This window comes from Bradyrhizobium sp. HKCCYLRH3073 (assembly GCF_051167995.1).
Lineage (GTDB): Bacteria > Pseudomonadota > Alphaproteobacteria > Rhizobiales > Xanthobacteraceae > Bradyrhizobium.
The window spans coordinates 479,910-502,794 of the sequence record NZ_JBNPUD010000004.1; the positions used below are offsets into that span (position 1 = coordinate 479,910).

At 64.9% G+C, this 22,885-nt stretch carries 21 protein-coding genes; 11 read left to right on the forward strand and 10 right to left on the reverse strand.

The genetic code is table 11. The features are described 5' to 3' along the window. The first annotated feature begins 52 nt into the window (after positions 1–52). Together ACQR1X_RS13205 and ACQR1X_RS13210 are read left to right on the forward strand one after the other, a co-directional pair. Positions 53–574 (forward strand): L,D-transpeptidase family protein, encoded by a 522-nt coding sequence (locus ACQR1X_RS13205; protein WP_434882252.1) that lies wholly within the window; start codon positions 53–55, stop codon positions 572–574. A gap of 19 nt (positions 575–593) precedes the next feature. Next, a complete protein-coding gene (locus tag ACQR1X_RS13210; RefSeq protein ID WP_434882251.1) occupies positions 594–1,379 on the forward strand; it encodes a 2-keto-4-pentenoate hydratase in 786 nt (261 codons plus the stop codon). A gap of 24 nt (positions 1,380–1,403) precedes the next feature. On the opposite strand, the gene ACQR1X_RS13215 is transcribed toward ACQR1X_RS13210, so the two are convergent. Continuing rightward, positions 1,404–2,090 carry a YggS family pyridoxal phosphate-dependent enzyme gene (locus ACQR1X_RS13215; RefSeq protein WP_315800891.1) on the reverse strand — a complete coding sequence of 229 codons (687 nt, stop codon included), beginning with the start codon at positions 2,088–2,090 and terminating at the stop codon, positions 1,404–1,406. 108 nt (positions 2,091–2,198) lie between these two features. Here ACQR1X_RS13215 and ACQR1X_RS13220 point away from each other — a divergent pair, with 108 nt between their 5' ends. Beyond that, complete coding sequence (locus tag ACQR1X_RS13220; protein WP_315800890.1) at positions 2,199–3,896, forward strand: sensor domain-containing diguanylate cyclase; 1,698 nt, start codon at positions 2,199–2,201, stop codon at positions 3,894–3,896. A gap of 20 nt (positions 3,897–3,916) precedes the next feature. On the opposite strand, the gene ACQR1X_RS13225 is transcribed toward ACQR1X_RS13220, so the two are convergent. Next, positions 3,917–4,903, reverse strand: coding sequence for a GGDEF domain-containing protein (locus ACQR1X_RS13225; RefSeq protein WP_315800933.1), 987 nt, complete (start codon positions 4,901–4,903; stop codon positions 3,917–3,919). Positions 4,904–5,227: 324 nt separating this feature from the next. Between ACQR1X_RS13225 and leuS the strand changes: the two genes are divergently transcribed. From leuS to holA, 3 genes are read left to right on the forward strand one after another with little or no spacing between them, the layout of a single operon-like run. Further along, entirely contained in the window at positions 5,228–7,852 is a 2,625-nt protein-coding gene (gene leuS / locus ACQR1X_RS13230) for a leucine--tRNA ligase (protein ID WP_434898986.1), read from the forward strand. Then, the gene (lptE, locus tag ACQR1X_RS13235; RefSeq protein ID WP_315800888.1) at positions 7,839–8,390 is read left to right on the forward strand and encodes an LPS assembly lipoprotein LptE; all 552 of its coding nucleotides are present in this window, start codon (positions 7,839–7,841) and stop codon (positions 8,388–8,390) included. The genes leuS and lptE overlap by 14 nt, the downstream gene beginning before the upstream one ends. Before the next feature lie 18 nt (positions 8,391–8,408). Next, complete coding sequence (gene holA / locus ACQR1X_RS13240; RefSeq protein WP_434898987.1) at positions 8,409–9,437, forward strand: DNA polymerase III subunit delta; 1,029 nt, start codon at positions 8,409–8,411, stop codon at positions 9,435–9,437. A gap of 365 nt (positions 9,438–9,802) precedes the next feature. Here the strand turns inward: holA and ACQR1X_RS13245 are convergent, their stop codons facing one another. The 7 genes from ACQR1X_RS13245 to hemJ all read right to left on the reverse strand — a co-directional run bounded on the left by ACQR1X_RS13245 (position 9,803) and on the right by hemJ (position 17,942). Continuing rightward, on the reverse strand, positions 9,803–10,699 hold the full coding sequence (locus ACQR1X_RS13245) for a ParB/RepB/Spo0J family partition protein (protein ID WP_315800886.1): 897 nt from the start codon (positions 10,697–10,699) through the stop codon (positions 9,803–9,805). A gap of 151 nt (positions 10,700–10,850) precedes the next feature. Continuing rightward, on the reverse strand, positions 10,851–11,702 hold the full coding sequence (locus tag ACQR1X_RS13250; protein WP_315800885.1) for a ParA family protein: 852 nt from the start codon (positions 11,700–11,702) through the stop codon (positions 10,851–10,853). 34 nt (positions 11,703–11,736) lie between these two features. Beyond that, on the reverse strand, positions 11,737–12,396 hold the full coding sequence (rsmG, locus tag ACQR1X_RS13255) for a 16S rRNA (guanine(527)-N(7))-methyltransferase RsmG (RefSeq protein WP_316215423.1): 660 nt from the start codon (positions 12,394–12,396) through the stop codon (positions 11,737–11,739). Positions 12,397–12,408: 12 nt separating this feature from the next. Continuing rightward, positions 12,409–14,286 carry a tRNA uridine-5-carboxymethylaminomethyl(34) synthesis enzyme MnmG gene (gene mnmG / locus ACQR1X_RS13260; RefSeq protein WP_434898988.1) on the reverse strand — a complete coding sequence of 626 codons (1,878 nt, stop codon included), beginning with the start codon at positions 14,284–14,286 and terminating at the stop codon, positions 12,409–12,411. Positions 14,287–14,513: 227 nt separating this feature from the next. After that, on the reverse strand, positions 14,514–15,851 hold the full coding sequence (gene mnmE / locus ACQR1X_RS13265; RefSeq protein ID WP_434899034.1) for a tRNA uridine-5-carboxymethylaminomethyl(34) synthesis GTPase MnmE: 1,338 nt from the start codon (positions 15,849–15,851) through the stop codon (positions 14,514–14,516). Positions 15,852–16,013: 162 nt separating this feature from the next. Beyond that, positions 16,014–17,279 carry a transcription termination factor Rho gene (gene rho, locus ACQR1X_RS13270; protein WP_315740414.1) on the reverse strand — a complete coding sequence of 422 codons (1,266 nt, stop codon included), beginning with the start codon at positions 17,277–17,279 and terminating at the stop codon, positions 16,014–16,016. A 240-nt stretch (positions 17,280–17,519) separates the two neighbouring features. Beyond that, the gene (gene hemJ, locus ACQR1X_RS13275; protein WP_315800882.1) at positions 17,520–17,942 is read right to left on the reverse strand and encodes a protoporphyrinogen oxidase HemJ; all 423 of its coding nucleotides are present in this window, start codon (positions 17,940–17,942) and stop codon (positions 17,520–17,522) included. Positions 17,943–18,356: 414 nt separating this feature from the next. Here hemJ and ACQR1X_RS13280 point away from each other — a divergent pair, with 414 nt between their 5' ends. Genes ACQR1X_RS13280 through dnaQ form a run of 4 tightly spaced genes read left to right on the forward strand, consistent with a single transcriptional unit; the run spans position 18,357 to position 21,208 of the window. Continuing rightward, complete coding sequence (locus tag ACQR1X_RS13280) at positions 18,357–19,196, forward strand: pyruvate, water dikinase regulatory protein (RefSeq protein ID WP_315740416.1); 840 nt, start codon at positions 18,357–18,359, stop codon at positions 19,194–19,196. Positions 19,197–19,207: 11 nt separating this feature from the next. Beyond that, a complete protein-coding gene (locus ACQR1X_RS13285; protein WP_315800880.1) occupies positions 19,208–19,816 on the forward strand; it encodes a Maf family protein in 609 nt (202 codons plus the stop codon). A 37-nt stretch (positions 19,817–19,853) separates the two neighbouring features. After that, complete coding sequence (gene coaE / locus ACQR1X_RS13290) at positions 19,854–20,453, forward strand: dephospho-CoA kinase (RefSeq protein ID WP_316183032.1); 600 nt, start codon at positions 19,854–19,856, stop codon at positions 20,451–20,453. Between the two features lie 56 nt (positions 20,454–20,509). Next, positions 20,510–21,208, forward strand: a complete 699-nt coding sequence (dnaQ, locus tag ACQR1X_RS13295; protein WP_315800878.1) for a DNA polymerase III subunit epsilon — start codon at positions 20,510–20,512, stop codon at positions 21,206–21,208. 60 nt (positions 21,209–21,268) lie between these two features. Here the strand turns inward: dnaQ and secB are convergent, their stop codons facing one another. Then, positions 21,269–21,757 carry a protein-export chaperone SecB gene (gene secB / locus ACQR1X_RS13300; RefSeq protein WP_315800877.1) on the reverse strand — a complete coding sequence of 163 codons (489 nt, stop codon included), beginning with the start codon at positions 21,755–21,757 and terminating at the stop codon, positions 21,269–21,271. Between the two features lie 384 nt (positions 21,758–22,141). Here secB and ACQR1X_RS13305 point away from each other — a divergent pair, with 384 nt between their 5' ends. Then, complete coding sequence (locus tag ACQR1X_RS13305) at positions 22,142–22,843, forward strand: Tim44/TimA family putative adaptor protein (RefSeq protein ID WP_315716796.1); 702 nt, start codon at positions 22,142–22,144, stop codon at positions 22,841–22,843. Positions 22,844–22,885 lie beyond the last annotated feature (42 nt).

Genomic DNA, 22,885 nt, shown 5'->3' on the forward strand with positions numbered 1-22,885 from the left:
TGGCAATGAAAAGGCACGTTGTTTCATGTCGTTATCGAAGGTGAAGCCTGGCATGCCAGCATCGCGAATCTTGATTCGCGCCAAAGCCGGGTCGCGGCAGCGCGGCTGGCTCCATGTCTGGGGCCATGCCATCCCGGTGGCGCTCGGCCGCGGCGGCGTCCTGGCCAACAAGCGCGAGGGCGATGGTGGCACCCCCCGGGGGACCTTCCGGCCCCGGCAGCTGTGGTGGCGGGCCGATCGTCATCCGCGTCCGCGGACCTTTCTTCCGATCCGAGGGATCGGTCCGGAGGACGCCTGGTGCGAGGACCCGGCCGACCGGCACTACAATCGGGCGATCCGGCTGCGCGGCGACCGGCCCGGGGACCGGCTGGCGCGCCAGGACCATCTCTACGACTTCATCATCGAGATCGATCACAACACGCGACCGCGGATCGCGGGCCGCGGCAGCGCCGTGTTCCTGCATCTGGCGCGGCCGAATTTCGGCCCGACCGCAGGCTGCGTGGCCATGACCCGACCGGCGATGCTGCGTCTGTTGCAAAGGATCGGCCCGCGCACCAGGATCGTCATCCAATAATGTAAGGGAGGACGACGTCATGCGCGCACCGGATCAGCCAGCCAGCGCCTCGGGCATCCTGCGCCAGCATTGGAGCGAAGGCCGGAAGCTGGCGGCGCTGCCGCCGGAGCTGCGTCCACGCGACCGCGCAGAGGGCTATGCGGTCCAGGCCGAGCTCGAGCGCCACTCGCCCAAGCCGCTATTTGGCTGGAAGATTGCGGCGACCAGCGAGGCCGGCCAGCGCCATATCAATGTCGCCGGTCCGATGGCCGGGCGAATCCTGGCCGAAACGGTGCTGCCGGTCGGCGGCACCGCGTCGATGGCCGGCAACGCGATGCGGGTCGCCGAGCCGGAATTCGCCTTCCGCCTCGGACGCGATCTGCCGCCCCGGCCGACACCCTATAATGTCGCGGAGGTGCTGGCCGCGGTCGACACGCTGCACCCCGCGATCGAGATTCCCGATTCGCGGTTCGCCGACTTCGTCAGCGCCGGCGAGGCGCAACTGATCGCCGACAATGCCTGCGCGCATCTGTTCGTGCTGGGCGAGGCCAGCACCGCCGACTGGCGCAGCCGCGACCTGATCGCGGAGCGGCCGCGGATCGCGCTGCGTGGCGAGACCTTCATCGGCCACGGCCGCAACGTGCTCGGTGATCCGCTGATCGCGCTGGCCTGGCTGGTCAACGAGCTCAGCGCGCTCGGCGTGCCTGCGCGGGCAGGGCAGGTGATCACGACCGGCACCTGTCATCCGCCGCTGCCGATCGACAGCGGCGACCACATGGAGGCCGATTTCGGCGATCTGGGGCAGGTATCGGTGCGGTTCGAGTAGGGACCTGCCGCGACCGCGCCCTCTTCAGCGATGCCCGAAGATCGCCGAGCCGACACGGACATGCGTGGCGCCAAACTGGATGGCGATGGCGAAATCGGCGCTCATGCCCATCGACAGATGCGCGAGGCCGTTGCGGGCGGCGATCTTGGCGGTCAGCGCGAAATGCGGCCCGGGTGCTTCGTCGACCGGCGGAATGCACATCAGCCCTGAAATCGTGAGCCCGTAATCCGTGCGGCAGGCGGCGATGAAGGCGTCGGCGTCGCCGGGCGCGATGCCCGCCTTCTGCGGCTCCTCGCCGGTGTTGATCTGGATGAACAGTTGCGGATGCCGGCCCTGGGCGGAAATCTCCTTGGCAAGCGCCACGCACAGGCTCGGCCGGTCCACCGAATGGATGGCGTCGAACAGCGCCACCGCCTCCTTGGCCTTGTTGGATTGCAGCGGCCCGATCAGGTGCAGCGCGAGTCCCGGATGCGCGGCCATCAGCGGCGGCCACTTGGCTTTGGCTTCCTGAACGCGATTTTCACCGAACACGCGCTGTCCGGCCGCGATCACCGGCTCGATCGCGTCGGCATCGAAGGTCTTCGACACAGCGATCAGCGTGACCGAGCCGCGATCACGTTTGGCGTCGCGGCAGGCCCGCAGAATCTCCTGCTCGACGGCGGCGAGCGCGGACGGCGAGGACGAGGTTGAGGCGTTCGATTCATCAGGCACGATGGCGTCCGTCGGTAGATTACGGGTTTGGCTGCAATTTTACGCAGTTCGAGAAAAGGTTCTTGAGCCCTTCTCCTTACCCTCCACGGCCGGGGGTAGGGGGAAGAAATGCCAAGCATCCGGTTCAATCGCAATAGAGTGAAGCTGAACCGGCTGATGGGGATCCGCGCCCGGCTGGCGCTGCTCGCCCTGATCCTGGTGGCGCCGCTGATGCTGGAACGTGCGCGCTCGCTGGAAGGCGCCAGGACAAGGCAGATCGCGCTCGCATCGGAGGAATTCTCCAGCCTCGCCCGGCAGAGCGCCGACATGCAGCGCGAGGTCATCATGTCGGTGGAGACGGTGCTGAAATCGACGGCCTATGTCCGGGCGTCGAGCACCGGCGTGAGCCGCAGCTGCGACATGATGCGCGCCAGCCTGCCGGCGACCCTGCCGTGGATCCGCACCCTGATGATCGCCGGCCGCGACGGCCGCATCCAGTGTTCGACCAACAACCAATATGTCGGGCTCGATTTCAGCGACCGGCCATATTTCCGTGGCGCCCAGGAATCACGTGATTTCGTGTTCAGCGACTACCTGCTGTCGAAACCGTCGCACGTGCCGATCGTCATGGCCGCCTATCCGGTCGGCGCCATCACCGGCGAGCCGGACGCGGTGATGCTGGCGAGCGTGAACCTGGAATGGATGTCCAAGATCATGAGCAATCTTGGCGGCCGTCCCGGCATCACGGCGGTGCTGATCGACAGCGAGGGAACCGTGCTGGCGGCGCCCGCCGACCGCACCGAGCTGATCGGCCGGCCGCTCGACAGCGTGCCGTTGTTGTCGGCCGTTGCCGAGACCGCGCTGAGCTCGGGCAAGCCGTCCGAGACGATGAGTTTCACGGCGGCGGATGGCTCCAAGCGCGCGATCACCTTCACCCGGATCGCCGACACCGGCTCGCGGCTGATCGTCAGCATCGATGAGACGCGCGTCACCGCCGCCATCGACCGCGAGATCCGCAATGCCTATCTGCAGGCTGGCCTCGTCTGCCTGATCGTGCTGCTCGGCGCGCTGATCGCCGCCGAGAAGCTGATCGTGAAGCCCGTCAGCATGCTCGCCGCGACCGCCAAGCGCTTCGGCCACGGCCACTGGTCGGCGCGCGTCACCACCAAGCATCTGCCGTCGGAGTTCGTTCCGCTGGCAAAGTCCTTCAATGCGATGGCCGCCAAACTCGGCCAGCGCGAGCGCGAGCTGGTCGCCGCCAATGACCGGCTGACGGTGATGGCGTCGATCGACATGCTCTCGGGCCTCGCCAACCGCCGCGGCTTCCAGAACCGCATCGACGTCGAATGGAGCCGCGCGCAGCAGGCCGGCACCGAGTTGTCGCTGCTGATGATCGACGTCGACCACTTCAAGCTCTACAACGACACCTATGGGCACCCTGAGGGCGACGCCTGCCTGTCACGTCTCGGCGAGACGCTGTCGCAGATCGCCGGTGCAATGACGGCTTTCGCCGGCCGCTATGGTGGTGAGGAGTTCTGCCTGTTGCTGCCGGGCATGGGTGCGAGAGAGGCGCTCGCGGTCGGCGAGCAGGTGCGCGCCACGGTGCTGGAGCTCGAGCTGCCGCACGCGACGTCGGCGCATCGATGCGTCACCGTGAGCGTCGGTGTCGCCTCGACCCGGCCGAACGAGTCGCTGATGCCCTCCGACCTGATCGAAGCCGCCGATGCCGCGCTCTATGCGGCCAAGCATCGCGGCCGCAACACGGTCATCGCGCATGGCTTCGCGGATGTCGCGGATGACAGGAGCGGCGTGGCACGCGCCGGATAGGGCTGCGCCGCGGCCAGCGATCAGCCGACCGCGAGCTTCCGGTCGAGCTCGAGCTCGGTGACCACGCGGTTTCGGCCGAGCTTCTTGGCGAGATACAGCGAGCGGTCGCAACGGTCGATCAGATCAGCCATCGATTCGCCGAACTGGAACTGGCCGACGCCGATCGACACCGTGATCTGCGGCAGCACCTCGCCGGTCGAGCGCCGCGTGAACTGACAGTCGGCGATGGTGCGCCGGATGCGCTCAGCGATGACGGTGCAACCTTCGAGGTCGGTCTGCGGCAGCACCGCGATCAGTTCCTCGCCGCCGTAGCGCGCCGGAAGATCCTTGTCGCGGACGCGCTCGCGCAATGCCTTGGCGACGAGGCGCAGCACCTGATCGCCGACGCCATGGCCGTAATTGTCGTTGAACTTCTTGAAGTGGTCGACGTCGATCAGGAGAATGCTGAGCGGTTCGTCGCGCTCCATCGCCTCGACCTGTGCATGGCGGAAGAACTCTTCGAGCGCGCGCCGGTTCGGCAATCCGGTCAGCGTGTCGGTGCGGGCGCGCTGCTCCGACTTGTTGAGCGAGTCCCGGATGGTGTCGAGCTCGCGTGACTTCTCGGCAAAGCTCGCTTCGAGTTTCGCCGCACGCGCGGTTGCCTGGGCGAGCTCACTGACCAGGTTCTCGATCAGGATCTTCGGATCGACACCCTGCTCGCTGCGTTCGGCGACGCCATCGATCGCCGCCATGTGCGTGCGGTTGTCGGCGATCGCGGCCGTCAGATACTGCTTGGCGGAGTCCATCACGCCATGCAGCTGCTGCGAGACTTTGTGGACGACAGCCGCTTCCGTACCCTGCTGGCCGATATAGGTGTCGAACAGCGCCTGGTTGGTGGTCTTGTCGAACTTGCGCTTGTTGCTGACCAGGATGTCGACGGCGCGCTTGAGATCCGACGCCGAGCCCAGTGAGTACTTGAACCACAGATGGAAGTTGTTAGGCGTCGGTGGCACGCGCTGTTGAGCCATGGATTTCATGGCCTTTTCCGCGACCGTCGTCGCGTACTCGAAGTCAAGCTCGTCGAACGTAGCGCCGGACACGATGTGGAGTGATCCCAGATGCGGGCTGATGCCTGGATGTATGCACTCAGTCTCCCATTCAAGTCTTAACCGTGCCTCAATCGGACCTTCGACACAGCCGGCGGAGGCTGCAAAAAAACTCGCGATTACCGTCGCTTAGCGGATGCCCAAAATGGTATCATTATCTGTCGCCCCATTGACCGGGCTGCCGCTTTTGTGGCCTAGTCCGCCGTCTTCAAACGACGCGAATCCTCGAAAATTATAAGCGATTCCATGACATCCGAACGCTACAACGCCCGTGAAGCCGAGCCGCGCTGGCAGCGCCAGTGGGACGAGAAGGCGATCTTCGCCACCAGGAACGACGATCCGCGTCCGAAATACTACGTACTCGAGATGTTTCCCTATCCGTCGGGACGCATCCATATCGGCCATGTCCGTAATTATACGCTCGGCGACGTGCTGGCGCGCTTCATGCGCGCCAAGGGCTTCAACGTGCTGCATCCGATGGGCTGGGACGCGTTCGGCCTGCCGGCGGAGAACGCCGCGATCGAGCGCAAGGTCGCGCCGAAGGCATGGACCTACGACAACATCGCCGCGATGAAGAAGCAGCTGCGCTCGATCGGCCTGTCGCTCGACTGGGCGCGCGAATTCGCGACCTGCGATCCGTCCTACTACAAGCACCAGCAGAAGATGTTCCTCGATTTCATGCAAGCCGGGCTGGTGGAGCGCGAGCAGCGCAAGGTGAACTGGGATCCGGTCGACATGACCGTGCTCGCCAACGAGCAGGTCATCGACGGTCGCGGCTGGCGGTCCGGTGCGGTGGTCGAACAGCGTGAGATGAACCAGTGGGTGTTCAAGATCACGAAGTACTCGCAGGAGCTGCTGGACGCGCTCGATGGTCTCGACCGCTGGCCCGACAAGGTCCGGCTGATGCAGCGGAACTGGATCGGCCGCTCCGAAGGCCTGCTGATCCGCTTTGCGCTGGATCCCAAGACGACGCCGGCGGGCGAGACCGAATTGAAGATCTTCACGACGCGGCCCGACACGCTGTTCGGCGCCAAGTTCATGGCGATCTCGGCGGACCATCCGCTGGCGCAAGCCGCGGCCGCCAAGAACCCGGAGCTCGCCGCGTTCATCGCCGAGATCAAGCGGATCGGAACCGCGCAGGAAGCGATCGACACCGCGGAGAAGCAGGGCTTCGACACCGGCATCCGCGCCGTGCACCCTTTCGCCCCCAGCTGGACCTTGCCGGTCTATGTCGCGAACTTCGTGCTGATGGAGTACGGCACCGGCGCCATCTTCGGCTGCCCGGCGCATGACCAGCGCGACCTCGACTTCGTCAACAAATACGGCCTCGGCAACACGCCGGTGGTCTGCCCGGAGGGCCAGGACCCGGCGAGCTTCGTCATCACCGACACCGCCTTCGACGGCGACGGCCGCCTGATCAATTCCCGCTTCCTCGACGGCATGACGATCGCGCAGGCCAAGGACGAGGTCGCCAGGCGGCTCGAGAGCGAGCAGCGCGGCGGCGCGGCTGTCGGCGAGCGCCAGGTCAATTTCCGCCTGCGCGACTGGGGCATCTCGCGGCAGCGCTATTGGGGCTGCCCGATCCCGGTGATCCACTGCGCCAAATGCGACGTGGTGCCGGTACCGGCCAAGGACCTGCCGGTGGTGCTGCCGGATGACGTCAGCTTCGACAAGCCGGGCAATGCGCTCGACCATCATCCGACCTGGAAGCACGTCACCTGCCCGACATGCGGCGGCAAGGCGACGCGCGAAACCGATACCATGGACACCTTCGTGGACTCGTCCTGGTACTTCGCGCGCTTCACCGACCCGTGGAACGAGACCGCGCCGACGACGCCTGAGGTGGCCAACCGGATGATGCCGGTCGACCAGTATATCGGCGGCGTCGAGCACGCGATCCTGCATCTGCTCTACAGCCGCTTCTTCACCCGGGCGATGAAGGCGACCGGGCACGTCGCCATGGACGAGCCGTTCGCCGGCATGTTCACCCAGGGCATGGTGGTGCACGAGACCTACCAGAAGGCCGACGGCACCTACGTCAATCCGGCCGAGGTCAAGATCGAGGTCGGCGGCAATGGCCGCCGCGCGGTGCTGAGCGCGACCGGCGAGGACATCACGATCGGGCCGATCGAGAAGATGTCGAAGTCGAAGAAGAACACGGTCGACCCCGACGACATCATCGAGAGCTACGGCGCCGACGTCGCGCGCTGGTTCATGCTGTCGGACTCGCCGCCGGACCGCGACGTGATCTGGAGCGACGAGCGGGTGCAGGGCGCGGCGCGCTTCGTCCAGCGTCTCTGGCGGCTGGTCAACGAATCGGTCGCGGCGTCCGCCGAAACCCCCTCTCCCCGTCCCGCCGCCTTCGGCGCCGACGCGCTGGCGCTACGCAAGGCGGCCCACGGCGCCCTCGACAAGGTGACCGGCGGCATCGAGCGGCTGCACTTCAACGTCTGCCTGGCGCATATCCGCGAATTCGCCAACGCGCTGGCCGACGTCCTGGCGCGGCCGGCCAAGCCGGCCCCCGACCTGGCCTGGGCGATTCGCGAGGCTGCGGGGATCCTGGTGCAGCTTTTCTCGCCGATGATGCCGCATCTGGCCGAGGAATGCTGGCAGTTGCTGGGCCACACTGGGCTGATCTCGGAGGCGTCCTGGCCGCAAATCGAACGAGATTTGCTGGTTGAGGACAGCATGAGCCTGGTCGTCCAGGTCAACGGCAAGAAGCGCGGAGAAGTCACAGTCGCCAGCAACGCGCAGAATCCGGAAATTGAGGCTGCCGTTTTGGCCCTCGATGCAGTAAAACTGGCGCTGGATGGCAAACCCGTCCGCAAGGTGATCATTGTTCCCAAGAGGATCGTGAATGTCGTCGGCTAGGTTTCGGATCGCTGCTCGGCTTGTTGCCGTGGCCGCTTTGGCCGCGCTGACGGCAGGCTGCTTCCAGCCGATGTATGCGGAGCATACCGACGGCACGCCCGGCCTGCGTGAAAAGCTTGCCGGCATCGAGCTGCCGCCGGTCGACAAGCCGAACGCCTCGCCCGAGGCGCGCATCGGCGTCGGCATCCGCAACGCGCTCGCCTTCAAGCTGTACGGCACCGCAACCGGCACGGCGCCGACCCACAAGCTGGTGCTGCGATTGCAGACCAGCCGGTCCTCGCTGATCGTCTCGCAGACCACCGGCCTGCCGACCACCGAGAATGTGGGCCTCGACGTGCAGTACAATCTGGTCGAGCTGGCGACCAACAAGTCGGTCATGACCGGAACGACCTTCGCCCGCACCTCCTACGACATCCCCGGCTCCTACCAGCGCTTCGCCCGGCAGCGCGCCTTCCGTGACGCTGAGGATCGCGCCTCCGAGGAGGTCGCCGAGAAGATCAAGACCCGGCTCGCGGCCTATTTCACCGCGGGCACCTGACGCACGGCTGACATCGCCGTGGTCGCGCTGCGCGGACGAGACATCGATGCCTTCCTGGCCAAACCGGACGCCGCGCGTCCGCTGATCCTGTTGTACGGACCGGATACGGGCCTGGTTCGCGAACGCGCCGAGGCGCTTATCGCTTCGGCCGTCGACAACCCCGATGATCCGTTCTCCGTGGTCAGGCTCGATGGTGACGAACTCGCCGCGGAGCCGTCGCGCCTCGTCGACGAAGCCATGACCGTGCCGCTGTTCGGCGGCCGGCGAGCCATCCGAGTCCGCGCCGGGTCGCGCAATTTCGCCAGCGGCGTCGAGACGCTCAGCGAGATGAACGTGCGGGATTGCCGCATCGTGATCGAGGCCGCCGACATCCGCCCCGATTCGCCACTCCGCAAGATCTGCGAGAAGGCCAGAACGGCGGTCGCGATCGGCTGCTACCCGGACACCGAGCGCGATCTCGCCAAGCTGATCGACGACGAATTGCGCATCGCGGCCCTGCGCATCGCGCCCGACGCTCGCGCCTATCTGATGGCGCTGCTCGGGGGCGACCGCCAGGCCTCGCGCAACGAGCTGCGCAAGCTGACCCTGTTCGCCCATGGCGAAGGCGAGGTGACGCTCGACCATGTGATGGCCGTGGTCGCGGACGCCTCGGAGATGAAGCTCGACCCGATCGTTGACGGCGCCTTCGGCGGCAAGCCCGAAATTGTCGAGACCGAGTTCGGCAAGGCGATGATCGCCGGCACCTATCCCGGCGTCATCATCTCCGCTGCGCAGCGACATGCGGCATGGCTGCACAAATCGGCGCTCGCCGTCGCTTCCGGCACGCCGGTCTCGTCCATCCTCGAAGGCGGCTTCCCCCGGCTGCACTTCTCGCGCAAGCCGAGCGCGGAAGTCGCACTGCGCAATTTCTCCCCTGCCCGGCTGCTGCCGATCATCGACCAGCTGGCGACGGCTGCGCTCGACATGCGCAAGCAGCCGGGGCTCGCAGCGGCGATCGCGCAGCGGACATTGTTGTCGATCGCGGTCGCGGCACGGCGGAAGGGGTGACGCGTCTACGTAACATCGGCTGAGGCGGCGGCGGTGACGAAGCGCACACCCCAAATTGGCCAGCGACCGCGCTCCAATCTCCGGCGTCATTCCGGGGCGACGCGCGGCAGCGCGGCGAACCCGGAATCCATCGGGCTGCGTCATCTGCCGTAAAATGGATTCCGGGTTCGCGCTACGCGCGCCCCGGAATGACGGAGGAGAGAGCCGAGATCAGCAGAGGCAGACGCGACGAGGACACATGCAGGCCACTCTCGTCGCTCATTAGTAGCTCGTCATGCCCGGGCTTGACCCGGCCATGACGAATGTGAGTTCGGGGCAACGATCTCATGAGAGACCGCGGCGCAGTAAGCGCCGCCAACTCACATCTAACCCTGCTCCAACCGACGCATCACCTCGTCGAGCTGCTCGAGGCTGCGGTAGGTGATTTGCACCGTGCCGCCGGGGTCGCGGTGGCTGATCGACACCGAAAGACCGAGCGCGTCCCCGACCCGCTTCTCCAGCGCGATGGTGTCGGCGTCCTTCTTCTCCGCCGTCGCGCTGCCTCCAGCGCTGCGCGGCTTCTGCGGCTTGCGCTCCGGCACGCCCTCTTCATGCGCGAGCGCCTCGGTCTGCCGGACGTTCAATCCTTCCGCGATGATCTTCTTCGCCGCCGACATCGGATCCGGCAGATTGATCAGCGCGCGCGCATGGCCGGCCGAGATCTGCCCGGTCGCGATGAAGCCCTGCACCTCGGCCGGCAGCTTGGTCAGCCGCATCATGTTGGCGACGTGGCTGCGGCTCTTGCCGACGATCTTGGCGATGTCTTCCTGGTTGCGTTTGAACTCGTTGGCGAGCGCGTGATAGCCCTGCGCCTCCTCCATCGGGTTGAGATCCTCACGCTGCACGTTCTCGATGATCGCGAGCTCCAGCGCGTCGCTGTCGCTGACATCGACCGGAACGATCGGCACCTCGTGCAGGCCGGCGGCCTGCGAGGCGCGCCAGCGCCGCTCGCCGGCGATGATCTCGTAGCGGTCGTGCTGGCCCTTCACCGGACGCACCACGATCGGCTGGATCACGCCGTGCTGCTTGATCGAGGCCGAGAGCTCGGCGAGCTCGCCGTCGGAAAACGTCTTGCGCGGGTTGCGCGGATTGGGCTTGAGAAACTCGATCGGCACCTTGCGCTGATTGCGCGGCCGCTCCGGCGGCGCGCCGGCCTCGCGGCCGACGTCACCGATCAGACTTGCAAGACCCCGGCCCAATCGCGATCGCGACTCGTCGGCCATCGCCTTCTCCTTTGGATTCACGTCACGCTCCGCTTGCGTCTGCTGCCGATCAGTCCCGCCGGCACAATGAACGAGGGAGCGGATCCTGACCGGATCCGCTGCCGTCCTCAAATGAGATCCGGGCGACGAGGTGCCCGGAGCAGAGGCAAGGTCAGTTCGTGCGCAGGTCACGCTCGCGCTGAATGACCTCGGTGGCGAGCTTCAGATAGGCCTCGCTGCCGACGCACTTCAAATCGTAGACCAGCACCGGCTTGCCGTAGGACGGTGCTTCCGAGATGCGCACGTTGCGCGGGATCATCGTGTTGTAGACCTTCGATCCCATGAACTGACGGACGTCGGCCACCACCTGGTTCGACAGGTTGTTGCGCGAGTCGAACATCGTCAGCACGATGCCGTGGATCGACAGGTTCGGGTTCAGGGTCGAGCGCACCTGCTCCACGGTCTGCAGCAATTGCGACAGACCTTCGAGCGCGAAGAACTCGCACTGCAGCGGCACCAGGATCGCATCCGACGCGGCCATCGCATTGACGGTCAGCAGGTTCAGCGACGGCGGGCAATCGACCAGCACGTAGGTGTAGTCGTTCTCCGGCGAGACGTTGTTGTTGAGACCGGCGATCGCGTCGCGCAGACGGAAGGCGCGGTTGGCGCTGGAGCCGAGCTCGAGCTCCAGACCCGACAGGTCCATCGTCGAGGAGGCGATGTGCAGCCGTGGCACGGCCGTCGCAACGACGGCGTCGCGCAGCGAGGCCTCGCCGATCAGCACGTCATAGGTCGAGCAGTTGCGGCTGCCACGGTCGATGCCGAGCCCGGTCGAGGCATTGCCCTGCGGATCGAGGTCGACGATCAGCACGCGCTCGCCGATCGCGGCCAGCGCCGTGCCGAGATTGATCGCGGTCGTGGTCTTGCCAACCCCGCCCTTCTGGTTGGCGAGCGCCAGGATGCGCGGATGCCCCTCCGGGTGAGGAGCCCTATCTTCTTGATAAATCTGATCAATTACGGCCATGCGCGATCGCCATTGGTTGTCGTCTTGACGGAATTCAGCTCTGTCGCTCGATGCAATCGATTGCGACGATCCAGCCCTGCCCGCCCGTCCGGCTGGAATGAAGTTTCGGCTCAATTTTCCAATACTTAGTAGATTCGGTCAATTCCGCTTCTACATCTTGACCCTTGAGAAACAGCGCTTTCGCGCCTTTTTTCACCAGGGGCTCCGCAAAGCCGATGAGTTGGTGTAGCGGAGCCAGCGCGCGTGCGGTCACGCAATCGACTCGCCCACTCCACTTCTCCACGATATCCCCGATCTCTGACAAATGCACGATCCCCGGAGCGCCGGTGACGCGAATTGCTTCGCGCAGGAACGCCGCCTTCTTGGCGATGCGCTCGACCAGATGGACCTGGGCGCCGGGCCGCTCGGCCAGCGCGCAGGCGAGGACGACGCCCGGAAACCCGCCGCCGCTGCCGAGATCGACCCAGATCCGGGCGTCGGGCGCGAGATCGAGAAGCTGCAGCGAATCCGAAATGTGCCGGGTCCAGAGATGCGGCAAGGTCGAGGGCGCGACGAGATTCGTCTTGGCCTGCCACTCCAGCAGCAGGGAGACATAGCGATCCAGGCGCTGCTCCGTTTCACGTGAAACGGGCGTCAAGGCGAGCGCTGCCGCCTTGTCGGATTCGATCACCTTGGACGCCACTGCCTGTTTCACGTGAAACGCCCCTCAGCCCGCGGCCTTGCTGCGACGCGCTTCGCGGCGAAGATAGGCCGCGAGAATTCCGAGCGCCGCCGGCGTCATGCCGTCGATCCGGCCCGCCTGCCCGATCGTCCACGGCCTGGCAGCCGCCAGCTTCGCCCGCGCCTCATTGGAAAGACCCGGAACGAGCGCATAGTCGATGTCGCCGAGCACCAATCCCTCGTCGCGCCGGAAGGCATCGACGTCGTCGCTCTGGCGGCGGACATAGACATCATATTTGGCATCGATCTCGAGATGCGCGGCGATGGCGGCATCGATCGCGCCGAGCTCCGGCCAGATCACTCTCACCTCGGAGAAGCCGATCTCCGGATAGGCCATCAGCTCGAAGGCCGAGCGGCGCTGGCCATCCTTGTTGAGCGTGAGGCCATGCTTAGCCGCCTCGTTGGGCGTGATCGTCAGCGACCTCGCCAGCGAACGGGCAGCCTCCAACGCATCCATCTTGCTTCGATGGAAACACGCACGCTCATTGCCGACACAGCCGAGTGCGATGCCCTTGTCGGTCAGCCGCTGGTCCGCATTGTCCGCCCGCAACGTCAGCCGATACTCGGCGCGCGAGGTGAACATCCGATACGGCTCGGTGATCCCTCGCGTGACCAGGTCATCGATCATCACCCCGAGATAACCGTCAGCGCGATCAAACACGACCGGCCCGCCGCCGCCTGCGGCCAGCGCCGCATTGAGGCCGGCGACCAGGCCTTGAGCCGCGGCCTCCTCATAGCCGGTCGTGCCGTTGATCTGGCCGGCCAGGAATAGACCCTTCATCCGCCTGGTCTGCAGGGTCGGCTCGAGCTCACGCGGATCGACGTGGTCATACTCGATCGCATAGCCGGGCCGGATCATCCGAACCCGCTCGAGACCCGGGATGGTCGGCAGCAGCGCGAGCTGAACCTCCTCCGGCAGCGAGGTCGAGATGCCGTTCGGGTAGACCGTCGTGTCGTCGAGTCCTTCCGGCTCCAGGAAGATCTGGTGGCCGTCGCGATCACCGAAGCGGACGATCTTGTCCTCGACCGAGGGACAATACCGCGGCCCGGTCGACTTGATCTGCCCGGAGTACATCGGCGAGCGATGGACATTGGCGCGGATCACCTCATGGGTCGCGGTCGTCGTCCGGGTGATGCCGCATTGGATCTGTGGGGTGGTGATCTTACCGGTCAGGACGGAGAACGGCTCCGGCGGATCGTCGCCGGGCTGCATCTCGACTGCTGTCCAGTCGATCGTCGATCCATCCAGACGCGGCGGGGTCCCGGTCTTGAGCCGGCCGAGACGAAATCCGATGGCTTCGAGGGACTGGGAGAGTCCCAGCGCCGGGGCTTCGCCGACCCGGCCCGCCGGCCAGGTCCGCTCACCGAGGTGAATCAGACCACAAAGAAACGTGCCGGTCGTGATGACCACAGCACCACAGACAAAGGTCCGGCCGTCGGCCAACCGTACGCCCGTGACCCGGCCGTCCGTGACGATCAGCTCGTCCGCCTCGCCTTCGATCACAGAGAGGTTCGCGGTCTCCCGGATCGCCGACTGCATTGCTGCGGCATAAAGCTTGCGATCGGCCTGGGCGCGCGGACCTCGAACGGCAGGTCCCTTCCGGCGGTTCAAAACCCGAAACTGGATGCCGCCCGCATCGGCGACGCGGCCCATCAAGCCGTCGAGAGCATCGACTTCGCGAACCAGATGTCCTTTCCCCAAACCTCCGATGGCCGGATTGCAGGACATGGCCCCGATCGTCGCGAACTGATGGGTGATCAGCGCAGTCCGGGCGCCCATGCGCGCCGCACCCGCCGCAGCTTCGCAGCCGGCGTGGCCGCCACCGATGACGATGACGTCGTAGGATGTCAGATGCTGGAACATGGGGGCTTATCTAACGCTTGCAGACAACGCTCGGAAGACGTTTCACGTGAAACATTCGCCACGACAAGGCGAGGACGTTTTACGTGAAACAGCACCCTGAGATCGGAACTTGTTTCACGTGAAGCGTCGCAAGAGTTCCGTCCCTGTTTCACGTGAAACAGTTGATGGTCCGTTAACCAAGCAACGCTTCATTAAGTATATCCGTCGCGCCGAGACCGTTGCCGTCGCTACTTGCCGATACAGAACTCGCGAAAGATCACGTCCAGCACATCCTCGATGTCAACCCGCCCCAAGAGGCGCCCGAGCGCGAGGGCGGCGATCCGCAGCTCCTCCGCGGCGAGCTCCTCCCCGAGATCTACGGCCGCAATGCTCTGGCGAAGTGCGGCCGCCGTCTCCTCGAGCAGGGTTCGTTGCCGTTCTCGCGTGATCAGGCCACTCTCGGTCGATCCAAAGAAGTCACCAGCGAAGCCGATCAGGGCCTCCAGCAGTTCGGACAAGCCTGCTCCGGTTCTCGCCGAGATCGCAAAAACCCGATCCGCGCTTTGCACCGACGCCGCAGCTCTCGCCTGGGGGGCCGGCAGGTCGATCTTGTTGCGGACCAGCCAGACAGGCACCCCAGTTCGACGCTCTGCCTCCGCTTGATCATCCTCGGACAGCCACAGCACGAGATCGGCCTGCGCCGCCCGATCGCGGGCCCGCCGCACGCCCTCCTGCTCCACGGGATCGTCCGTCTCCCGGATCCCCGCAGTATCGATCACCGTGACGGGATAGCCCTGGAGATCGAGCTGAACCTCGATGACGTCGCGCGTCGTGCCGGCATGGGGCGAGACGATCGCCACTTCACGCCGGGCCAGTTGGTTCATCAATGTCGACTTGCCGGCGTTCGGAGGTCCGGCGATCACGACCGTCAGGCCGTCACGCAGCCGCTCCGCCCGGCCCTGCGCCGTCAGAACGGTCTCGATCTCCGCCAGGAGCCGTTCGATCCGGGACAGCGCCGGCGCCATCAGTTCGGCCGGCACATCGCCTTCATCGGCAAAGTCGATCCCGGCTTCGATCAGCGACGCAGCTTCGATGATCTGCTCACGCCAGCTCCGCGCCTTGTCGCCCAGCAGGCCCTTCAACTGCTGCAACGCCTGGCGCCGCTGGCGATCGGTGTCGGCGTGAATGAGATCGTCGAGCCCCTCGGCTTCGGTCAGATCGATCTTGCTATTCTCGAACGCGCGCCGCGTGAACTCGCCCGGCTCCGCAGGGCGCATCTGCGGCATCGTCGAGAGGAGCGAGAACACCGCCGCGATGACGGCCCGGCTGCCATGGACGTGCAACTCGGCGACATCCTCGCCGGTGGCGCTTGCGGGTCCGGGAAACCACAGCACCACGGCATCGTCGATCGCTTCGCCGCTGCCATCGCGCAGCAGGGCGCGTGTTGCAGTCCTCGGCACCGGCAATCTTCCCGCCAGCAGCCGAAGGGCAGATCCCGCATGTGAGCCAGAGAGTCTGACAATCGCAATCGCGCTCGGCAGCCGTCCCGAGGACAATGCAAAGATGGTCTGATCGTGAGGATGCATCATCCTCAGTTGGGCTTGCCGGCAGCGAAACACAATCGGTTTGCAGCGGCATGCTTTACGCCGGATGCCGCCGACGAGCGGTGGTGCCCGCGCCTGATCCAGTCCCGCAAACAAAAAGGGCGCTCCGAAGAGCGCCCTTTCCAGATCGAGACCGTGGTCCAATCAGGTGTTCATGGATTCGAAGAACTCGGCATTGCTCTTGGTGCTGCGGAGCTTGTCGAGCAGGAAGTCGATTGCGTCCATGGTGCCCATCGGATTGAGGATGCGGCGGAGGACGTACATCTTCTTGAGGTTCTGCGGCTCGGTGATGAGCTCTTCCTTGCGGGTGCCGGACCGGGCGATGTCGATCGCCGGGAAGGTCCGCTTGTCCGCGACCTTGCGGTCGAGGATGAGCTCGGAGTTGCCGGTGCCCTTGAACTCTTCGAAAATGACCTCGTCCATGCGGCTGCCGGTATCGACCAGCGCGGTGGCGATGATAGTGAGCGAGCCGCCTTCCTCGATGTTGCGCGCGGCGCCGAAGAAGCGTTTCGGCCGCTGCAGCGCGTTCGCATCGACACCGCCGGTCAGCACCTTGCCGGATGACGGCACGACAGTGTTGTAGGCGCGGCCGAGGCGGGTGATCGAGTCCAGGAGGATGACGACGTCGCGGCCGTGTTCGACCAGGCGCTTGGCCTTCTCGATCACCATCTCCGCGACCTGGACGTGACGGGCCGCCGGCTCGTCGAAGGTCGAGGACACGACCTCGCCCTTCACCGAGCGCTGCATGTCCGTGACTTCCTCGGGGCGCTCGTCGATCAGCAGCACGATCAAGTAGCACTCGGGATGATTCGCCGTGATCGAGTGCGCGATGTTCTGCATCAGCACGGTCTTGCCGGTGCGCGGCGGCGCGACGATCAGCGCGCGCTGGCCCTTACCGATCGGCGCGACGATGTCGATGACACGCGGCGACAGATCCTTGCGGGTCGGATCCTCGAGCTCGAGCCGGAAGCGCTCGTCCGGAAACAGCGGCGTGAGGTTGTCGAAATTGACCTTGTGCTTGGACTTTTCGGGATCCTCGAAGTTCAGCGTGTTGACCTTGAGCAGCGCGAAATAGCGCTCGCCTTCTTTCGGGCTGCGGATGTGGCCCTCGATCGTGTCACCGGTGCGCAGGCCGAAGCGGCGGATCTGCGAGGGCGAGACATAGATGTCGTCCGGACCGGGCAGGTAGTTGGCATCGGGCGAGCGGAGGAAGCCGAAACCGTCAGAAAGAACCTCGACGACACCCTCGCCGATGATGTCGATCTCCTGAATGGCGAGCTGCTTGAGGATGGCGAACATCAGCTCCTGCTTGCGCATCGTGCTGGCGTTCTCGACCCCGTTTTCCTCCGCGAAGGAGACGAGCTCGGCCGGCGTCTTTGACTTGAGGTCCTGTAGTTTGATTTCCCGCATTGGGGTGGTCCTGTGGAAGCGACTTGGGAGGGATGCGAGGTGGCTGTGGGAAGGCGGACGAAAATGAGGTCCGCAGGTCTGAGCAAGGTTGGCGCCGATGAGGCACCAGACCTGATGCGGCGGCCGGTCAAGCCGGAACGCAACCACATCCGCCTGCGTGGGGTGGGATATCTACAATATAGAAAATCGCGCCGTTGTCCGCAAGGCGTCTGCGGCGGAGCGGTATTCCCTGGGAGACGGTCAGAACGGCTTGACGATCACGAGAATCACGATGCCGATCATCAGAACCGTCGGTACCTCGTTGACATAGCGGTAGAATTTCTGGCTGCGCGTGTTCTTGTCGGCGCCGAATTCCCTGACCCAGCGGGTGAACAGTCCGTGGACTCCCGACATGATCAGCACCAGGAGAAATTTTGCATGAAACCAACCGCTGGTATACCAGTGGCCGGCCCAGACCAGATAGAGTCCGGCAAGCCAAGTCACGGTGATCGCCGGATTGATGATCGCCTTCAGCAGGCGCCGCTCCATGACCTTGAACGTCTCGGACTGCTTCGAGCCGATCTCGGCCTCGCAATGATAGACGAACAGCCGCGGCAGATACAGCATGCCGGCCATCCACGCGATGACAGCGATGACGTGCAGGGCCTTGATCCACTCATACATCGGAAACGCGCGATCCTCTCAGCCAGCGATCAGCTTGCGTGCCGAGACATATCCGCTCGCTCAGTCCCCTCCAAACCAAATAATTTTAGAATCTTAAGGTTTGAGTCTAGGTAGCGGTGGATTGGACTCATGCAATGTCATCCGCAGTCTGCCCGCAGCTTGTTCACATCCCTCAACATGCGAGCTGCACACGCCGGATCGCCCCAGAGTCTGATGTGATTCAGACGCTTGTCGAAATCCTTCGACAGCTTATCCAGAGACAAATGGGCCTCGTCCCGATATCATCGCGCTGCTGCCTGACGTTGTCCCGGACGGCGACCATGTGCAGAACAATCGGGGTTATACAAAGGGAGCGGTCCGAGGCGACTTTTTGGCCCCATCCTTCACAGGGATTCACAGATCGTTAAGGATTTGATGCCCACCACCGGCAACTACTTTCACCTCCATCTGGTTTCCGATTCGACCGGCGAAACCCTGATCACGGTCGCGCGAGCAGTCGCCGCGCAATACACCAATGTGACCCCGGTCGAGCACGTGTACCCGCTGGTGCGGAGCCAGAAGCAGCTTGACCGCGTGCTCGACGAGATCGAGGAAGCGCCGGGCATCGTGCTGTTCACCCTGCTCGAGAAGGACCTGGTCAGCCGGCTCGAAGGCAAGTGCCAGCAGATCAACATTCCGAGCCTGTCGATCATCGGTCCGGTGATGCAGCTGTTCGAGGCCTATCTCGGCGCGTCGACCGCCGGCCGCGTCGGTGCGCAGCACGTGCTCAATGCCGAATATTTCGCCCGCATCGATGCGCTGAACTACACGATGCTCCACGATGACGGGCAAATGGTCGACGGCCTCGAAGACGCCGAGGTGGTGCTGGTGGGCGTCAGCCGGACCTCGAAGACTCCGACCTCGATCTATCTCGCCAACCGCGGCGTGCGCACAGCCAACGTGCCGCTGGTCCCGGGCATTCCGATCCCGCACCAGCTCGAGACATTGAAGAAGCCGCTGGTCGTCAGCCTGCATGCGACCCCGGAGCGGCTGATCCAGGTGCGGCAGAATCGCCTGCTCAGCATGGGTGCGGAATCCGGCAATGAGAACTATGTCGACAAGCAGTCGGTGACCGACGAGGTCGCCTATGCACGCAAGCTCAGTGCGAAGTTCAACTGGGTCATGCTCGACGTGACGCGGCGCTCGATCGAGGAGACGGCCGCCGCGATCCTGAAACTCTATACCGACCGGCAGCGGCAGCGGCTTCCGGACTAGTGAGCGGATCAATGTCCATCTGGTGCAGTGACGAGCCTCTCATTCTGGCATCGCAGAGCCGCGCGCGGCGGATGCTGCTCGCGAACGCAGGACTCGCGTGCGAGGCGCTTCCGGCCGATATCGACGAGCGCGCGGTCCAGGCCGAAGCCGGCCTGGTCGCGCCCTACGAGATTGCGTTACACCTCGCCAATGCGAAGGCCGCTGCGGTCTCGGCAAGCAGGCCCAATTCCTATGTGGTCGGCGCGGATCAGACGCTCGCATTGGGTGAGCGCATGTTCAACAAGCCGGCCGGCCGCCAGCATGCCATGCAGCAATTGTTGGCGCTGGGCGGGCGCACCCATGCGCTACACTCGGCCATCGCGGTGGTCCGCAACGGCGAGGTGCTGTTCTCGCACGTCGCCGTCGCCTGGATGACGATGCGCGCCCTCTCTGAGGCCGAGATCGCCGCCTATCTCGATGCCGCCGGTGACGCCGTCACATCCAGCGTCGGCGCCTATCAATTGGAGGGGCTCGGGGTGCACCTGTTCGACCGGATCGACGGCGATCACTTCACCATCCTCGGCCTGCCGTTGCTGCCGCTGCTCGCCTATTTTCGCGAAGCGAAGCTGCTCAGGATCTGATGCCGACCGCAGCCACGCGTAAGGGGAGTGACCGCGGATGAGAGTGCTGGGTCTGACCGGCTCGATGGGCATGGGCAAGTCGACGACTGCAAAGCTGTTCGCCGAAGCCGGCGTCCCGGTCTACGACGCCGACGCGACCGTTCATAAGGTCTATGAAGCCGAAGCCGCGCCGGCGATCGAAGCCGAATTTCCCGGGACCACGGTGGACGGCAAGGTGGATCGGGCCAGGCTCTCGGCCAAGGTCGTCGGCGATCCCGCCGCAATCCGCCGGCTTGAAGCGATCGTGCACCCGATGCTGCGCTCCTATCATCAGAAGTTTCTCGATGACGCCGAGCAGTCCGGCGTGCCCGTTGCCGTTGTTGATGTCCCCTTGCTGTTCGAGACCGGCGGCGACAAGCGCGTCGATGCCGTGGTGGTGGTGTCGACCTCGCCCGAGATCCAGCGTCAGCGCATCCTGGCGCGCGGCACGATGACGGACGAAGCGCTCGATGCGCTGCTCGCACGGCAGATGCCGGATGCCGAGAAGCGCAAGCGCGCCGATTTCGTCGTGGATACCTCGCACGGGCTCGATCCGGTGCGGGCACGCATCCGCGACATCCTGGCGGAGGTCGTTAGAATGCCGCAGCGCCGGGGCTGATTCGCAAATCCGGCCGCGCGGAACTTCGACGGACCAAGTCAGACGGATCAAATCAGATGCGTGAGATCGTTCTCGACACCGAAACCACCGGCCTCGACGCCCTGCGCGGCGACCGCCTCGTCGAGATCGGCTGTGTCGAAATCATCAACCGCATGCCCACCGGCCAAGTCTACCATCGCTACATCAATCCCGAACGGGACATGCCGGCGGAAGCGTTCGCGGTTCACGGCCTGTCGAGCGAGTTCCTGGCCGACAAGCCGTTGTTTCACGAGGTCGTCGAGGAGTTCCTGGAGTTCATCGGCGATGCCCCGCTGGTGATCCACAACGCCTCGTTCGACATCGGCTTCATCAATGCCGAGCTCGATCGGGTCAAGCGCGCGGCCATTCCCAGGGATCGTCTGGTCGATACGCTGCTGCTCGCACGTCGCAAGCATCCTGGCGTGTCGAACCGCCTCGACGACCTCTGCTCGCGCTATGCGATCGACAACTCACGCCGGACCAAGCACGGCGCGTTGCTCGACGCCGAGCTGCTGGCGGAGGTTTATGTCGATCTGGTCGGGGCGCGGCAGTCGCAGCTGATCCTGACCCAGGACAGCCAGGAGATCCGCATCGGGTCCGCCGGCGAGACGCCGCGCCGTCAGCGAGAGCAGCCGCTGTCGCCGCGGGTCACGGAGGCGGAGCGAGAGGCACATCGCGCCTTCATCGCTACCCTCGGCGACAAGCCGATCTGGATGGAGTTTCTCGCCGGCACGTGATCCGCCCGATCGGCGGCGGATCACGCCCTGCAAACATCAAATTTTTAAAGAGCGAAACGATCAGCTCGACAGCACCTGGCCGCCCTGGGCCGCGGCCTGACGCTCCATGTTCTGGCGGTACAGGCCGACGAAATCGACCGGGTCCAGCATCAGGGGCGGGAAGCCGCCGTCGCGCACCGAGTTGGCGACGATCTCGCGGGCGAACGGGAACAGCAGGCGCGGGCATTCGATCAGCAGCATCGGCGACAGGTTCTCGCGCGGGATGTTGACCAGCCGGAACACGCCGCCATAGACCAGCTCGAAGCTGAACATCACCTGGCTGCCGCTCTCGGCCTTGCCCTCGATTGTCAGCGTCACCTCGTACTCGGTGTCATTCAGCGCATTGGCGCCGACATTGATCTGGATGTTGATCTGCGGCGGCTGGCCCTGCGGCGCCAGGGACTGCGGAGCGTTCGGATTCTCGAACGAGAGATCCTTGATGTATTGCGCCAGCACGTTCAGTTGAGGAGGAGGAGCCGCGTCGGGAGTGGCGCCGTTACCGTTGGTCATCGCAGTGTTCTCCAGGCAAAAAGGGCGGGTCGTTGCGGCGCGTGGCTACCATAGGGCCGGCTTGTTCCACAAGGACGAGCCACCGACGCCGTCAAGGGCCGAAGCAACCGCTCGATCCGGCCAGTATGCCTCTATTTGTCGCATCGGCCGTCGGAGGGAACCGGAGACCGGCCTCCCCTGTTCCAATCCGGGGCCGATCGGATTTCCCCTTGAGGGGGAAAAGGGTTAGGATCGGCGCGCCACAATGCGCCATTGGCCGGGCCCAATTCGATGACTACATCCGGGTCGACCAGGGATTCACGGGTCTTAACCTGGATCCTGTAGAACGGGTGCCCGGTGGCCGGGCTCCGCGTTCGGCTCGACAAGTCAGAAAGCGATCACGACGTGGACATTTATACCATCATCTTCCTGGCGCTGGCGGTCTTCATCTTCATCCGCCTGCGCGCCGTGCTCGGGCAGCGCACCGGGAGCGAGCGGACGCCGTTCGATCATGCCGCTCGAAACGCGGTCCAGGGCGCGCCGGACAACCACGTCATGCCGGTTCCCAACAAGCCCATCGACCCCTCGGCTGCGGTCCCCGGCGGCGAGATGCCGGCGCCGGGTGATCGCTGGCGTGGTCTGGCCGAGCCGGGCACGCCGCTCGCCCGTGGCCTCGATGCGATCGTCGCCGACGACTCCTCGTTCGATCCGCGCCATTTCCTGACCGGCGCGCGCAGCGCCTACGAGATGATCGTGCTGGCGTTTGCCAATGGCGATCGCCGCGCGTTGCGCGACCTGTTGTCGTCCGAGGTCTATGAGAGTTTCGACGCCGTCATCAAGGAGCGTGAGAAGCAGGAGCAGAAGACCGAAACCCGCTTCGTCTCCATCGATACCGCCGAACTGGTCGGCGCCGAGCTGCGCGACCGCACCGCGCAGGTCACGGTGCGCTTCGTCTCGCAGATGATCTCGGTGACACGCGACAAGGGCGGCAACATCGTCGACGGCAATCCGGACAAGGTCGCCGACATCACCGACATCTGGACTTTCGCCCGCGACACCGGCTCGCGCGATCCGAACTGGAAGCTGGTCGGAACCGGCAGCCATTGATGGAATAGGCTGCCGCCGCTGGCGTTACATTGGGAGATCGCC